Origin of the sequence: Desulfobacula sp., assembly GCF_030611305.1 — a bacterium.
In the GTDB taxonomy this organism is placed as follows: Bacteria; Desulfobacterota; Desulfobacteria; order Desulfobacterales; family Desulfobacteraceae; genus Desulfobacula.
Genome location: NZ_JAUWQB010000031.1, coordinates 1 through 14,307 on the forward strand (window position 1 = coordinate 1; position 14,307 = coordinate 14,307).

Consider the following 14,307-nt stretch of genomic DNA (forward strand, 5'->3'; position numbering starts at 1 on the left):
GTCCCTCGCGGTTCCGCCCTTGTTTTCGGCTAATACTTGTGTTAACAAAACACATGTTAACAGGACTCACGTATAGGGGACTTTCACCCCATAAGTTCACGCCCGTGCCGGGCGTACACCACGGCATTAAGGGCGACGGCAAAAAGCCGCCGCGCCTTATGCCAAACGTTCGGCTTCAAAGGAGAGGAAGAAAATGACAAAATGCAAATTGATATTCATGCTTCCGTTGGCCCTTTTAATATTTCAATATGGCCATGCAGTTGCAGGAGACATGATCGAATGTGGTTCATCAAGTACGAAAACAGGAAAAACATACAAGGTGAATGGTTCGGATATTAATGTGCGCTCGGGACCTGGCACGAATCACGATAGAATTATCAACCAAAAGGCTTCTTCAATTTTTAAGAAAAATATCTACGTTACCATTGATAATACCGTTACAGTCTATGAAGAATGTACGCAGGGGGAATGGTCTAAAGTCAGGGTAACTGACCCCGATTGGCTCTCAAACTCTCATAGAGGTTGGGTGCTCAGTAAGTTTTTGAGAAAAAAACAAACCGACGCGGCAGGTAAAGAAATATTCACCGAAAAAGATTTTATTTGGGACAATAATACAAGCCCATACAAAGAAATAATCGTAGCTGGCGTAAACAAGGTTTATCGTGAAAATGCCCGATGCAAAGACATTGATCCTTCATCAGCCTATATCTCAGGCAGCAAAGGCACAAAAGACAATCCAGTATTTTTTGTCACCTGCGGCAAAGGAAGCAATGCTTTTAATGCATTTTTTTCAAAAGCAGATGTAGAAAAGGACAAAAGGCTGACCGAAAAGAAACACATTGATAAATCCCAAGCAGTTGATTTGTGCGAGGCATATGCAAAACAGCATGCAACCCATCCCAGCACCGTTGATTTCTCTCGAATAATGGACCTCGCTATAACTGAACATCCAAATGGACGTACACGGGTCACTTCAACATTCACTGCAAAAAACAGTTTTAACCTTGAGGTGAAATTCAATATTTCATGTTTACTTGAGGACAGTGGTCTAATCGAGGCGAATATTATTGAAAGTAAATAGCCGAACCAGGCGCTGCACATTGACCGCAAGAGGCGCGGGGTTGTTGGCTTTTGCCAATTTTGGTGTTTCCGGTGCTTGTTGCTACCGCCCGTTCCCTTGCGGCAAGTGAGCTTGGTCGTTAGTCTGATGATGCGGTTTGATACAGGCAAATTATTTTCAATGGCAAAACGCTATTCAGCCTCACTAAGAGTGAGGTTGTCGGAAGAGGGCATGCTCATGCCATGAACGGTAAATTCATAATTGACGACCTTGATTTAAGGGATTCTTTAGATGAAACTGAATTGGAGGCAGACAGAGTCGCCCAAGAAGGTCTAATTCCAGAAAATTTGTGGGCCGAAAATAACAATTACAGAATTTTATACCGTCAAGTTGGTCACAAAGAAGTCAGGAAATTGTTCTTTTTTAAAAAATATTCAATTTAGCAGATTTGATGTATAATAAACTGAAAAATAATGAAGATCACGCCTAATTAGTCATGGTAAAAAATTTATTCTGGATAAGTCCTTCCAGATACCAACAATACCGCATGACAAATATACGGAATTAATATAACTCTGAGTCCTGAAGCGAAATAGTACTATCAATTCAATTGATGATACTTTTTTCAATCTTCCTTCGGTTTGTACATTAACCACAGCCGGTGAGTTGGTGTCAGAGCCGCCCTGAAAATGCATTCAGGCCACCGGGATAAAAATACAGTTCGTTTCCTCTGAATTTATTTAGTTACAAATTTGGGAATACTATTGACATTACCAAAATGGGAATATATAAATATAGTATATGAGAGTTATCGCCAAAAAAACGATTAATGCTTATCGAAAATGTTATCCTGAAGCAGATAGTGCACTAAAGACCTGGGTAGCTCTCATTGAGAGTAAGAATTTTAAACATTTTCCAGATTTGAAGAAGACTTTTAATACAGCGGATCTAATTCAAGACGACCGAGTGGTATTTAACATTAAAGGCAACCATTACAGGTTAATCGCAGCTGTTGATTTTAAATTTAGTGTGGTCTTTATCAAATGGTTTGGGAAACATAAAGATTATAACAAAATAAGCCCTTCGGAGGTGAAGCATGAATATCCACCCTGTTAAAACAGATCAGGACTACGATTCTGCATTATTGAGAATTGAAGACCTTTGGGGTGCTGAACCCGAAACTCGTGAAGGTGATGAACTTGAAATTTTGCTAACACTTGTAACTGCTTATGAAAATGAAAATCACCCTGTGCCCCCACCATCACCAATAGAAGCGATCCGTTTTATGATGGACCAAAATGGATTAAAACAAGTTGATTTAATTCCATACATAGGAAGTCGCCCCAGAGTCTCTGAAATCCTAAATGGAAAACGCAATTTAACATTGAAAATGATTCGTTGCCTTCATTCTCAACTTGGAATACCTGCAAATGTTTTAATTCAAGAGGGAACCATTTTCCCTAAAAACGGGGAAGATGTCAATTGGGACAACTTCCCCGTTTTGGAAATCATTAAGAGAAAATGGGTGACCGGTTTAGACCCAAAGACACAAGCAGAGGAAATTGTTCGCTCTCTTGCAGCACAATCAAGTTCAAATGACTATTTATTGGGAGAAAAAGCCGCCTGTTTTCGAAAAGGAACAAGGTCTAATGAAAAAGATGATCCTTTTTCTTTGCACGCTTGGATTCTAGGCGTTTTGGCTGAGGCAAAAAAAATTGAAACCTCAATTAAATTTCAAAAAGATGATTTAGATCTTGGTTTTATATCAAAAGTTGCTCATTTTAGTGTCATAAAACAGGGTCCCGTTGCGGTGCGTGAGTTTTTATTAAGTAAAGGTATTAAGATGGTCGTGGTCCCTCATTTTAAAAAAACTTATCTTGATGGCGGTGTATTGATTGACAAAAATGGTACTCCAATAATTGCTTTAAGTTTAAGGTATGATAGAATAGATAATTTCTGGTTTACTTTATCCCACGAACTAGCTCATCTCATATTAGGGCATGCTCATGCCATGAACGGTAAATTCATAATTGATGACCTTGATTTGAGGGATTCTTTAGATGAAACTGAATTGGAGGCAGACAGAGTCGCCCAAGAAGGTCTAATTCCAGAAAATTTGTGGGCCGAACATCAAGTACGGATTACATGTAAAGTTAAGGATGTTATTGATCTATCACAAAAGGCGGATGTACACCCTGCTATAGTTGCCGGCCGAATTCGTTTCGAAAATAACAATTACAGAATTTTATCCCGTCAAGTTGGTCACAAAGAAGTCAGGAAATTATTCTTTTTTTAAAAATGTTCAATTTAGCAGATTTGATGTATAATAAACTGAAAAAGAATGAAGATCACACCTAAATAAGTATTCAAGTTGACCGGGAGAGAACAAGATGATTAATTTTCTTGGGTTAAAAGAAAAATTTGAGATCCAGACCTACCGAAATATCAAAAACCTGGATAAAGATATCCATATCCCTTTTTCCGGATCTCCCAGAAAGCATCCCTATGATAAAAGCCGGGTCATCTTAGTTGCAGACCCGTTTACTGACAACACCTTTTATTATGAATTCAGGGTTGGAGATATTGCCTGTGCCGAAGAGCTATCCAGCATCACCAATTTAAAAGGAGAATCCACCCCAATGGTTCGCATCTGGGTAAAAAAACAGAGTGTGGCCATCCAGTGTACACCCTTTATTGTTGATACGATAAAGCATAGCTGCTGTTAACAAAAAATAATGGCAGTTACACAGAATTATTATTCATTCCGCCCTCAGGTCCGTTTAGTCTTTCAGGCGCTTGATACAATCCTCTTCGATCAAATAAAACAGCCGGTACAGTGTCGGTTTGGTTGTTTTGAATTCTTTGATAAGGGCTCCGGTAGTTTCCCCTTTGAATTTCCGATTTATGATCTCTTCAATCATCCCCTGGGTTAAGTTATTCCTGGCATCCCACTTTTCAAGGCTGTTGAAATAATCCTCAAGACCAAGTTTCACGGTTGCGTATAACACAAACCAGTCCGTTGTCTCTAATTTTTCGGCAATAACCTTTCTATCTGTGCCCATGGTCAGCAGGAGTTTTAATTCTGCTCTTTCCCTTTTGGACATTTCAAAGCAGGGCTTGGGGATTTTTTTAAAATGGCTGTATAAAGAAATTTTCGAAATTCCCAGATCTATGCTGACCTGGCCATAACTCAATCCGTTTTTAAATAGTGCCCTGGCACGGGCGTCTTGCTGTTTTGATAACCGGCCTTTCCCCCAGGCAGGATCCTTCTTTATCCCTTTTATCCGGAAAGCCCTTTTTAACGTTATCACATGGATGCCAAGAACCTCGGCGGTGCGTTGCTGTGTTTCTCCAGATTCAAGCATCCCTACGGCTTTTTTTACAGCGGCGTCTGACACGCTGGTCCTGTTCTTATAGATGTCATCTATTTTAATTTTATGAGCCTCAAAGGCGGTTTTAATGGCAAAAATTGTGCGTCCATACGCTTTGGAGGTCTCCCGGTAGGAAGCCCCCGCCTTGATGTATCCGGACATCTTCTCTGCGACTTCACGGCTTATGGGTCTGTACTGTTTTTTAATCATAGGGGTTCTCATTTAATTACATTATTTATCGTCATTACCTCATATTAAAAAGGGGAATCCTACTATTAAGACAGATATAATAAGTTGCGCTTAAGCGCAAGGTGTATTTGTGATAATCAGAATCAACTGCCATGAGTATCAAAAAGGAACAAACAATTTTCAATCATGTTATTGACCAAAGCTTCAAGCAATTATATATTATAAAGTTATGAATTTTAACTTTAAAGCATATGATGTCATTGTTATCGGTGCCGGGCATGCCGGATGCGAAGCTGCTCTTGCTTCTGCACGCATGGGGTGTAATACGCTTCTTTTAACCATTGATATGGATAAAATTGCTTCCATGCCCTGCAGCCCTTCCATAGGCGGTATGGCAAAAGGGCAGCTGGTTAAGGAAATTGATGCCCTTGGCGGTCAAATGGCAAAAATCACAGATTCTTCAGCCATTCAATACAGGACATTAAATACACGAAAAGGCCCTGCTGTTCATTCAACGAGAACGCAAAATGATAAAGCATTGTATTCAAGAAACATGAAGGCTGTCCTTGAAAAAACAAAAAATCTTGATCTTAAGCAGGCCATGGCCCAGGAACTCGTGCTTGAAAACAATACTGTGACAGGTCTTATTGATGATACCGGTTTTGAATACTCAACCCGGACCATCGTCATTGCAACGGGAACTTTTTTAAAAGGAATGGTTCACATCGGGGCGTCAAAAATCGAGGCCGGCAGGGCCGGGGAATTCGCATCCATCGGCCTTGCACAAAATCTTGCAACGCTTGGGTTTAACATCGGAAGGATGAAGACCGGAACACCACCACGGCTCCATGCGGACACCATTGATTTTTCCAAATTTAATATCCACAATTCAGAAAGCCGGCCAAAACCGTTTTCTTTTTCAACAACAGATATTCCCAACCCTATGCTGCCAAGCTTTATGGGTAATACAAATCGGAAAACCCATGAAATTGTCAGACAAAATCTAAAATATTCAGCGCTTTATGGCGGTCATATCAAAGGAAAATCTGCCCGATACTGCCCTTCATTTGAAGATAAAATCGTCAAATTCCCGGACAGGGACAGCCACCATGTCATCCTTGAATATGAAGGCATTGACTCAAAGGAAATTTATGCTTCAGGGCTTGGCAACAGTCTGCCTTTGGAAATCCAGTATAAAGTTGTCAGATCTGTGAAAGGCCTTGAGGCAGCCAAAATTATGAGACCGGCCTATGCCATTGAATACGATTATGTAAACCCTTTGGAATTATCTGCCGCACTTGAAACAAAAAAACTAAAAGGCCTCTTTTTAGCCGGGCAGATCAATGGCACATCAGGGTATGAAGAAGCAGGCGCGCAAGGATTATGGGCTGGTATTAATGCTGCCTGCACTGTCCAGAAAAGAAACCCTTTTCTCCTTGATCGCTCCCAGGCGTATATCGGCGTTATGGTGGACGATCTTGTAACAAGAGGAACAAATGAACCTTACCGGATGTTTACCTCAAGAGCTGAATACAGGCTGTTGCTCAGAGAAGATAATGCCGACTTAAGGTTATCCCGGATTGGAAATGACTTAGGTCTTGTAGATGATGATACCTTGAAATTCTGCAAAGAAATTGCGGCCCAGACGCAAAAAGAAATCCAACGCCTTAAAAAAGCGGTAGTGAAGCCCACCAAAACGGTTAATGCTTTTTTACTGGCCAAAGGTACAAATCAAATAACAAACGGGGTGAAACTTGAGCAGCTTCTAAAGAGAGCGGAACTTGATTATGTCTCTTTGAAAGAAATCTGCCCGCCGCCGGAACCTGTTTTGGAAAGAACTGAACAACAGGTTGAAATTCAAATAAAATATGAAGGATATATCCTGCGGCAGCTCAATGAAATAAAAAAATATAAAGACCTCGAAAAAATAAACATACCGGAAAATTTTGATTATTCCAAAGCCCATGGTCTTTCAAACGAACTTAAGGAGAAGCTGAATCAAATCCTTCCTAACTCGCTAGGACAGGCATCCAGGATCGATGGGATGACACCAGCTGCCATATCTGTATTAATGGTTGGAATTTCTGCATTTCAAATAAAAAGCAATACTTGACTTGAATAAATTCAAACTTACTATAATAAACATAAATAATTAAAATGATTGAATTAAATTATACGAGGACTGATGTATGGTCGACGATTATTACAAAATTTTAGGTGTTGATAAAAAAGCCGACGCTTCCCAGATCAAGAAAGCATATCGAAAACTTGCCTTAAAATATCATCCCGACAAAACAAAAGGTGATAAGGCTTTGGAAGAAAATTTTAAAAAAATCAGTGAAGCCTATGCAGTTTTGAGTGATTCTGAAAAAAGAAACCAGTATGACACCTATGGATCAGCTGATTTTCAGCAACGCTTCTCACAGGAAGATATTTTCCGAAACTTTGATCTGGGTGATATTTTAAAGGACTTCGGGTTTGGCGGCTCACGGGGAGGCGGATTCTCTTCGGCCTTTGGCAGAGGCGGACAACGAGGCGGCCCCGGTATGGGCGGCAACCCGTTTTCCCAGAATATGGGAGGCGGTGGATTTGGACAACAGCAACAACCTCAAATGAAGGGAAAAGATATTGAATATGAAATCCCTTTAACCATCCATGAAATTATCAAAGGTACTAAAAAGACGATCACCATCAACCAGGGCGGCACTGCCAAGGCCATAGAAGTAAAAATCCCCAAAGGATTGACCCGGGGCAAAAAAATCAGACTTGCCGGAAAAGGTGAAATGAGCCCCCACGGTGGCCCTGCAGGCAATCTCTATATTAAATCCAACCCCATCCCTTCAAACGGGTATACCATTGAAGGCAATGATGTATTGCTTTCAAAAAAGGTTACCCTCACCCAGGCACTGCTCGGGGATACGATAGAAGTTGTGACACCGGACGGTACGGCCATCAACCTTAGGCTTCCGGCCGGAATAAATCACAAGGCAAAGATGCGTATACCCAAACACGGAATTCCCCAAATGAAAGGAAATGGTTGCGGAGATCTCTTTGTTGTGATTAATATAACCATGCCAAAAAAGCTGACCGCAGAACAAAAAGAGCTGATTCAACAATTAGAAAAAACGGGATTATAACCTAAAGGTCACACGTAAATTATATTATGCCTGAATTTATTCCCTTAATCTCAGAACTTGAGATAAACAAACAAATTCAAAAAATCGGACAAAAAATCTCCAGTGATTATAAAGAAAAAGATCTGGTTTTAGTGGGTGTATTAAAAGGATCGTTTATTTTTCTGGCAGACCTTACTCGACAGATTTCCATTGATCATAATATTGATTTTGTTGGTGCTTCTTCCTATGAAGGTACGTCCTCAACCGGACAAATCGTTTTCACCAAACAGCCGGATTTAGAGCTTGAAAACAAAGATATTCTGTTTGTGGAAGATATCGTGGATACAGGGAATACGCTTTTAAAAATAATTGAGTTCATAAAATTATTAAACCCCGGATCCATTAAAATTTGCACTTTAATTGACAAACATGAACGACGTGAGGTAAAAATTGATGTTGATTATTCATGTTTTTCACTTGAAAAAGGGTTTATTGTTGGTTATGGGTTGGACTATAATGAAAAATATAGAAATCTTCCAGCCATCTATGACCTGAAACTATAGGAATAAGGAGAATCCAATGATTATTACCTGTAATAAGTGTTCAACAAGTTTCAACCTTGACGATTCTCTTGTCAAAGAAGACGGCTCAAAAGTCCGTTGCTCTGTTTGTAAACATATTTTCACAGCATTTCCATTGCCCCGGGAATCAGAGCAAGAGTCTGAAGAATCATCAGACCTCAATCTTGAATCTTTTCCGGATGATGACGACACCCTTGAAGAACCTTCTGACTTTGAAACGGAAGAGAGCGACTTTTCCTTAAAAAGTTCTGATCTGGAAACCGAAAGTTCTGATCTGGAGATGGATGAGACTGATCTTGGGATGGATGAGACTGATCTGGAAGTCGATGATGATTTTTCCTTTGAAGAAACTGAATTGGAAATTGATGAGGATGGCGAATCCCAAGAGCTTGAATTTGAGGAAAGCCATTGGGAGTTCGATGGTAACGGCATTGAATTTGAAGACTCCGAAGAAGAAGATTTTGACAGCATTGAATTTGAAACCATTGAAGATGAGCCTGCTTCTTTAGACAGTACAGAGAGTGAACCAGATTTGAAAATGGAAGATGAAACAGATTTACAGGCCTCGGATTACCAAACTTTCGATGAAAATCTCGAGGATGATTCATTAGCCGGTGAAGATGAATTTGAGCTTGAGTTCGATATCGAGGATGATTCTGAAAATGAAGCGTCCGACATTCCTGATGATGAAATGGACGAAGATCTCCTTGAAACAGAAACCGAACTGGAAGATTATTCTCTTGAAGAAGAAACCGAAACCGATGATTATTCTCTTAAAGAAGAAATCATAGAAATAGATGATACCCAAGAAAAAGCACCGGTTGAAAAACCCGAACCCGTTCTGGGCACAACACCAAGATCCAGAAAAAAAAAGAAGAAGCCTCTCGTCGGGGCACCTGTCCTCGTGATGCTGCTGATCTTCTTTTTGGTTATAGGAGCCTATATTGCCAGTGGCATGACCGGATATAAAATACCGTATCTATCTGACATTAAAATCCCTTTTATTGAACAATACTTTAAAAAAGCTGTCCCCGAAAAATTAGATGTCAAGCCTGTCCCCAATCAAAAAAGTGTGAATGGAAGGTTTGTCACCAATTCAACTGCCGGCACCCTGTTTGTCATTACAGGAAGGGTGGAAAATCTTTCAAATATTGCTTACAGTCATATTGAAATTCGAGGGGCGTTGATCACTAAAGGCAAGGTGGAAGCAAAAACAAAAAATACCTTTTGCGGGAATATTATAACAGAAGAAATGCTCAAAACAGGAAACATTTCAGACATTAATAAACTTCTTGCCATAAAAAAGGGGAATCATAATTCAAATGTCAATATAAAACCAGGAGCCGGTGTTCCTTTTATGGTTGTATTTTCGGATCTCCCTGAAAAATTACAGAATTTTACCGTCAAAGTCATCAGATTTGAAAAAACAAAAAATAATTAAATATTGACAATTAAAGTGTGTCTGTGATATTTTTTTTGGGTTTTTGGCGACGTAGCTCAGTTGGTCAGAGCATGCGGCTCATATCCGCAGAGTCCGGGGTTCAAGTCCCTGCGTCGCTACCAAGATCATACAATGCCCCCTTTTTAAAAGGGGGTTTCTTTTTTTTGATTCAGAACAAAGTTTATGGTAATGTTTATAAAATCAATCGGACGATTTATTTTAAGGAGATTTTATGCCCGGTATTTATGAAATTTATGTGAAGGATCATTTTGCTGCAGCCCATGCATTGAAAGGATATGATGGAAACTGCTCCAATATGCATGGACACAATTGGATCATTGAAACATATATTCAGTGTACAAAACTTAACAAGCTGGGTATCGGCGTTGATTTCAGGGATGCCAAAGATATTATAAAAGATGTGTTAAGCAAATTCGATCATACCACTCTCAATGACGTTGCAGAGTTTGCCAGCACCAATCCTACATCTGAAAACCTTTCCAGGTTTTTGTATACCGAGTTTTCCCGACGTCTGAACACCGAACACATAACCATCAGCAAAGTGATGGTATTTGAAAGCCCCGGATGCGGATCTTCTTATCAGGAGGTATGATTGCGGCTTGATATTTGCGAAATTTTCCACAGCCTTCAAGGGGAATCCACCTTTGCCGGGCTGCCTTGCATTTTTATAAGACTGTCGGGATGCAATCTTAGCTGTTCATGGTGTGATACACGCTATGCAAACGAAGAATATCACTCCATGACCTTTGATCAGATCTTAAAAAAAGTGAGTTCATATAATTGCAACCTGATTGAAGTCACTGGTGGTGAACCACTGTTGCAGAATAACACACCCGCCCTGATATCCATCCTTTTAAAAAAAAATTATCAGGTACTCCTTGAAACAAACGGCAGTAAAAGCATTAAAAACATAGCTTCGGCCTGCATAAAAATCATTGATATCAAATGTCCTTCCAGCAATGAATCTGATAGCTTTTTATCAGAAAACATAAGTTTCTTAACTGAACATGATGAGATCAAATTTGTCATCGGCTCTCGAAAAGATTATGAATTTGCTAAATCCATCATTAAAAATGAATTACCTAAAATCTCACAAAAAAAAATTCATATTTCACCTGTTTTCGGGCAGATACCACTCAAAGCCGTTGCTGCCTGGATGATTGAAGATAATCTTCTGGCCAGGCTTTCTTTGCAGCAACACAAGATCGTTTGGGATCCGGATAAACGAGGGGTTTAAATAAAGACATGACCGACAAAGCCATCGTACTTTCCAGTGGCGGAATTGATTCCACCACTGCAATGGCCATTGCAAAATCAACGGGCAAAGACATTTACGCCTTAAGTTTCAGATATGGACAAAGACATTTTATAGAAATTGAAGCTTCCAAAAAAGTGGCCCGATCACTTGGGGCAAAGGTCCATAAAATCATTGATATTGATTTAAGACAATTTGGCGGGTCTGCCCTGACCGATGAAATAAATGTTCCCAAACATGACTCAATTGATGATATCGAGGAAGATGGGATCCCCATCACCTATGTTCCGGCCAGAAACACTATTTTCCTGTCCTATGCCATGGCCTGGGCAGAAGTTCTAAAGGCCACGTCCGTTTATATTGGCGTTACTGCCGTGGATTATTCAGGTTATCCCGACTGCAGGCCCGCCTTTATTGAAGCGTTTGAAAAAATGGCCAATCTTGCCACCAAAACCGGGGTGACAAAAGAAGCCGTACTGAAGATTGAAACCCCCTTAATCCATCTTTCCAAAGCTGAAATCATTACAACAGGAAATAAGTTAGGGGTGGACTACTCTTTGACCATTTCCTGCTATGATCCGGATAGGAACGGCAAGTCCTGTGCCAGGTGTGACAGTTGTCTTCACAGGATTAAAGGATTTAAAAAAGCGGGAATTAAAGATCCAACGCCTTACTATTAGCAAGAAGTGTTTCAGCAAAAATCTCCACCGGATGCCTGACCAATACCGGCTGTTGAAGCTTTGCCAGCATATCAGAAATCTGCATCATACAGGCGGGGCAGGAAGTTGCTACGGTTGAACATCCTGTATCAATAATATTTTTGGCTTTTTTAAGGCCGATTTGAGATGAAATATCATAATGCGCAAAATTAAAACTGCCTCCCATGCCGCAGCACGTGTCACTGTCTGCCATTTCTTTTAATTCATTGCCGGAAGCAAGAATGACTTGCCGTGGCTCATTAAATACCCCAAGGGACTTTTTAAGGTGGCAGGGATCGTGATAGGTAATAATATTTTTTTCCCTCTCACCGTCTGAAATTACTGCGGACAGGTCAAAGCGTTTTTCCATCAGCCAACTGATATCCACAGTTTTTCGGGCCAGCGCTTCAATCTGCCTTAATAATTTTTTATCCAAATGTTTTAACAGGGCGGGCCATAATTTTATAATGGTTGATGAACATGTGGCGCAGGCCGTCACAAGATAGTCAAATTTTCCCCTTGAAAAAAGGTCTACATGGGTTTTCACAAGGGTCTCAAAGGTTTCAACATCTCCTGATGCGATTGCAGGGATGCCGCAGCACCCCTGATTGAAAGGAATAAAAACCTGGGCATTAAAGTATTTTAACACGTCAACCACGCTGTGGGCTATTTTTGGGAATGCTTTATCTATCAAACAGCCGACAAAAAAAGCCACCTTTACACCTTTTCCTTCGATCCTTAAATCCTGGCCCTCAAGCGTTCTGTTAAAGGCTGTCTCTTTCAGAGATACAATATGTCGATGCCGCAGCAGCGGCGAAGCAATCCTGGCACAGGAGGTTCCCTGGAGATTTTGTTCCTTTTTGAAAAAAAATTTTTGAAATAAGGCGGCCATCCCCATGATGCCATTGAATGTTTCAGGATTGGACAGAATTTTTTTAAATATTATTTTTTTAGAAAACGATAATCCAAGATATTGAGTAATGATCGCTCTCGCCTTTAAAAATATTTCAACAGCATTCACATTGCTGGGGCAACCATGGGCGCAAGACCCGCAAAGAAGGCATCTTTGAAGGCGCTCATTCACCCCTTTTGCATCATCAAACATCTGATCGATCAATCCATTGAGCAGAACAAGTTTGCCCCTTGACACATCTGCTTCTTTCCGGGTTTGGGCAAACAAAGGACAATTTGCCTGGCACATCCCGCAACGGGTACACACGGCAAGTTGATCTTCCAGCTTTCTCACATCACGAGCAAGCTGTTGCATTCTATCCATATGAATACTCTGTTGTCTGTCCGACTTCCTGTTTAATCTCTCTTTCATGAAGACCGATCAGGTATAAAAGCCCGTCAAGGCCAACACTTGAAATGGTATTGGATGCATTCTGCCGAACAACAGGTTTGGCATTAAAGGCGACCCCTAAGCCTGCAATGCTGATCATGGGAAGATCATTGGCTCCATCACCAACGGCAATGGTCTGTTCAAGGGCAAGGTTCTCCTGTTGAGCAATCTGTCTTAGTAATATTGCTTTTTTCTCGCCATCCACAATATCACCGACAACATCTCCGGTCACCACGCCATTTTTTATATCCAGCTGATTGGCATACATATAATCAAACCCAAGTTGCTCCTTTAAATATTCACCGACAAAGGTAAATCCTCCGGACAGGATACCCAGCTTATATCCCAGGCCTCTCAGGGTTTTGGTGACCAGATACGCACCATCGGTCAATGGCAGATCCCTTGATATTTTGCCCAACTGCTCTTGTTTTATCCCTTTTAAAAGGGCCACTCTTTTTCTGAAGCTTTCTTTGAAACCTATCTCCCCTCTCATGGCAGATTCAGTGATTTTGCCCACCTGATCTCCGACACCGGCCAATTTTGCCAGCTCGACAATGACTTCAGTTTGGATCAATGTTGAATCCATGTCAAAGACAACCAGTTTCATGTTTTTCCTGTAAATATTATCCACATGAAAAGATATATCAATCCCAGCTTTCTGGGAAATCTCCATAAACCTTCTTCGCATATCAAGAAGATTTAAAGGCTTGCCGCTGACGGAAAGCTGCACACTCGCCCTTGGATTAACCTGCGCGTTCTTAAGAGAAATCCTTCCGGTAAGACGTGTGATGCTGTCAATGTTCAAATGATTATCTGCAATTATTGATGCAACAGCGGAAATCTGTTGGGCTGTTAACGTTCTGCCAAGAAGGGTAATGATTCTTCTTTCTTTTCCCTGGGCATGGACCCATTTTTCATAATTCTCAGAGTCAATCTGTTTAATATCTATCTTAAGCCCCATGTTGTGGCCCTCGAACAACATATCCTTGAAAATTGGAGAAAAATCTTTTGACTTAGGAATCCCAGCCAGGATTCCAAGGGAAATATGCTCATGGATTACGGCCTGGCCAATATCCAGGATATTGACATCGTATTCTGCCAGAATCCCTGTAAACTTTGCATCAAGCCCTTTTCTGTCTCTGCCGGTAATATTTATCAATACAACATCAGTCATTGCCCATATCCTTCAATTCTGTCATATAATTATGTTAAGCATTTATATCTCTGCTTGGC

15 protein-coding genes and 1 tRNA gene are annotated in these 14,307 nt (G+C 40.6%); 13 read left to right on the forward strand and 3 right to left on the reverse strand.

All coding sequences use genetic code 11. The features are described from left to right. Nucleotides 1–271 precede the first annotated feature (271 nt). The 5 genes from QAI40_RS07920 to QAI40_RS07935 all read left to right on the forward strand — a co-directional run bounded on the left by QAI40_RS07920 (nucleotide 272) and on the right by QAI40_RS07935 (nucleotide 3,786). Entirely contained in the window at nucleotides 272–1,081 is an 810-nt protein-coding gene (locus tag QAI40_RS07920; protein ID WP_299980452.1) for an SH3 domain-containing protein, read from the forward strand. 221 nt (nucleotides 1,082–1,302) lie between these two features. Further along, nucleotides 1,303–1,503 (forward strand): hypothetical protein, encoded by a 201-nt coding sequence (locus QAI40_RS07925; protein WP_304511544.1) that lies wholly within the window; start codon nucleotides 1,303–1,305, stop codon nucleotides 1,501–1,503. 358 nt (nucleotides 1,504–1,861) lie between these two features. After that, on the forward strand, nucleotides 1,862–2,176 hold the full coding sequence (locus QAI40_RS17180) for a type II toxin-antitoxin system HigB family toxin (protein ID WP_367278881.1): 315 nt from the start codon (nucleotides 1,862–1,864) through the stop codon (nucleotides 2,174–2,176). Beyond that, nucleotides 2,157–3,356, forward strand: coding sequence for an ImmA/IrrE family metallo-endopeptidase (locus QAI40_RS07930; protein WP_299980454.1), 1,200 nt, complete (start codon nucleotides 2,157–2,159; stop codon nucleotides 3,354–3,356). Before QAI40_RS17180 ends, QAI40_RS07930 begins: the two co-directional genes overlap by 20 nt. A gap of 94 nt (nucleotides 3,357–3,450) precedes the next feature. Beyond that, on the forward strand, nucleotides 3,451–3,786 hold the full coding sequence (locus QAI40_RS07935; RefSeq protein WP_299980456.1) for an inorganic pyrophosphatase Ppa: 336 nt from the start codon (nucleotides 3,451–3,453) through the stop codon (nucleotides 3,784–3,786). 54 nt (nucleotides 3,787–3,840) lie between these two features. Here the strand turns inward: QAI40_RS07935 and QAI40_RS07940 are convergent, their stop codons facing one another. Continuing rightward, on the reverse strand, nucleotides 3,841–4,641 hold the full coding sequence (locus QAI40_RS07940) for a hypothetical protein (RefSeq protein ID WP_299980458.1): 801 nt from the start codon (nucleotides 4,639–4,641) through the stop codon (nucleotides 3,841–3,843). Nucleotides 4,642–4,849: 208 nt separating this feature from the next. Between QAI40_RS07940 and mnmG the strand changes: the two genes are divergently transcribed. The 8 genes from mnmG (at nucleotide 4,850) to queC (ending at nucleotide 11,714) form a co-directional block, all read left to right on the forward strand. Beyond that, nucleotides 4,850–6,733: a tRNA uridine-5-carboxymethylaminomethyl(34) synthesis enzyme MnmG gene (gene mnmG, locus QAI40_RS07945; protein ID WP_299980460.1), complete on the forward strand. Its 1,884-nt coding sequence runs from the start codon at nucleotides 4,850–4,852 to the stop codon at nucleotides 6,731–6,733. Nucleotides 6,734–6,809: 76 nt separating this feature from the next. Continuing rightward, nucleotides 6,810–7,757, forward strand: coding sequence for a J domain-containing protein (locus tag QAI40_RS07950; RefSeq protein ID WP_299980462.1), 948 nt, complete (start codon nucleotides 6,810–6,812; stop codon nucleotides 7,755–7,757). A gap of 26 nt (nucleotides 7,758–7,783) precedes the next feature. Further along, nucleotides 7,784–8,299 (forward strand): hypoxanthine phosphoribosyltransferase, encoded by a 516-nt coding sequence (hpt, locus tag QAI40_RS07955; protein WP_299980464.1) that lies wholly within the window; start codon nucleotides 7,784–7,786, stop codon nucleotides 8,297–8,299. 16 nt (nucleotides 8,300–8,315) lie between these two features. Continuing rightward, nucleotides 8,316–9,758 carry a zinc-ribbon domain-containing protein gene (locus QAI40_RS07960; RefSeq protein WP_299980466.1) on the forward strand — a complete coding sequence of 481 codons (1,443 nt, stop codon included), beginning with the start codon at nucleotides 8,316–8,318 and terminating at the stop codon, nucleotides 9,756–9,758. A gap of 45 nt (nucleotides 9,759–9,803) precedes the next feature. Next, nucleotides 9,804–9,880: transfer RNA gene (locus QAI40_RS07965), tRNA-Met, on the forward strand. Between the two features lie 110 nt (nucleotides 9,881–9,990). Then, complete coding sequence (queD, locus tag QAI40_RS07970; RefSeq protein WP_299980467.1) at nucleotides 9,991–10,371, forward strand: 6-carboxytetrahydropterin synthase QueD; 381 nt, start codon at nucleotides 9,991–9,993, stop codon at nucleotides 10,369–10,371. Next, complete coding sequence (locus QAI40_RS07975; RefSeq protein WP_304511545.1) at nucleotides 10,372–11,016, forward strand: 7-carboxy-7-deazaguanine synthase QueE; 645 nt, start codon at nucleotides 10,372–10,374, stop codon at nucleotides 11,014–11,016. 8 nt (nucleotides 11,017–11,024) lie between these two features. Further along, nucleotides 11,025–11,714 carry a 7-cyano-7-deazaguanine synthase QueC gene (gene queC, locus QAI40_RS07980; protein WP_299980471.1) on the forward strand — a complete coding sequence of 230 codons (690 nt, stop codon included), beginning with the start codon at nucleotides 11,025–11,027 and terminating at the stop codon, nucleotides 11,712–11,714. Here the strand turns inward: queC and QAI40_RS07985 are convergent. Together QAI40_RS07985 and serB are read right to left on the reverse strand one after the other, a co-directional pair. Further along, nucleotides 11,689–13,008 (reverse strand): (Fe-S)-binding protein, encoded by a 1,320-nt coding sequence (locus QAI40_RS07985; protein ID WP_299980473.1) that lies wholly within the window; start codon nucleotides 13,006–13,008, stop codon nucleotides 11,689–11,691. The genes queC and QAI40_RS07985 overlap by 26 nt on opposite strands. Continuing rightward, nucleotides 13,001–14,248: a phosphoserine phosphatase SerB gene (gene serB / locus QAI40_RS07990; RefSeq protein ID WP_299980475.1), complete on the reverse strand. Its 1,248-nt coding sequence runs from the start codon at nucleotides 14,246–14,248 to the stop codon at nucleotides 13,001–13,003. Before serB ends, QAI40_RS07985 begins: the two co-directional genes overlap by 8 nt. Nucleotides 14,249–14,307: the final 59 nt, after the last annotated feature.

Bases quoted from the DNA above. Each gene is read 5' to 3' on its own strand.
- QAI40_RS07960 (WP_299980466.1), top strand. From the start codon at position 8,316: ATGATTATTACCTGTAATAAGTGTTCAACAAGTTTCAACCTTGACGAT.
- hpt (WP_299980464.1), top strand. From the start codon at position 7,784: ATGCCTGAATTTATTCCCTTAATCTCAGAACTTGAGATAAACAAACAA.
- QAI40_RS07925 (WP_304511544.1), top strand. From the start codon at position 1,303: ATGAACGGTAAATTCATAATTGACGACCTTGATTTAAGGGATTCTTTA.
- QAI40_RS07940 (WP_299980458.1), bottom strand. From the start codon at position 4,641: ATGATTAAAAAACAGTACAGACCCATAAGCCGTGAAGTCGCAGAGAAG.
- QAI40_RS17180 (WP_367278881.1), top strand. From the start codon at position 1,862: ATGAGAGTTATCGCCAAAAAAACGATTAATGCTTATCGAAAATGTTAT.
- QAI40_RS07985 (WP_299980473.1), bottom strand. From the start codon at position 13,008: ATGGATAGAATGCAACAGCTTGCTCGTGATGTGAGAAAGCTGGAAGAT.
- QAI40_RS07920 (WP_299980452.1), top strand. From the start codon at position 272: ATGATCGAATGTGGTTCATCAAGTACGAAAACAGGAAAAACATACAAG.
- queD (WP_299980467.1), top strand. From the start codon at position 9,991: ATGCCCGGTATTTATGAAATTTATGTGAAGGATCATTTTGCTGCAGCC.
- mnmG (WP_299980460.1), top strand. From the start codon at position 4,850: ATGAATTTTAACTTTAAAGCATATGATGTCATTGTTATCGGTGCCGGG.
- QAI40_RS07950 (WP_299980462.1), top strand. From the start codon at position 6,810: ATGGTCGACGATTATTACAAAATTTTAGGTGTTGATAAAAAAGCCGAC.
- queC (WP_299980471.1), top strand. From the start codon at position 11,025: ATGACCGACAAAGCCATCGTACTTTCCAGTGGCGGAATTGATTCCACC.
- QAI40_RS07935 (WP_299980456.1), top strand. From the start codon at position 3,451: ATGATTAATTTTCTTGGGTTAAAAGAAAAATTTGAGATCCAGACCTAC.
- QAI40_RS07930 (WP_299980454.1), top strand. From the start codon at position 2,157: ATGAATATCCACCCTGTTAAAACAGATCAGGACTACGATTCTGCATTA.
- serB (WP_299980475.1), bottom strand. From the start codon at position 14,248: ATGACTGATGTTGTATTGATAAATATTACCGGCAGAGACAGAAAAGGG.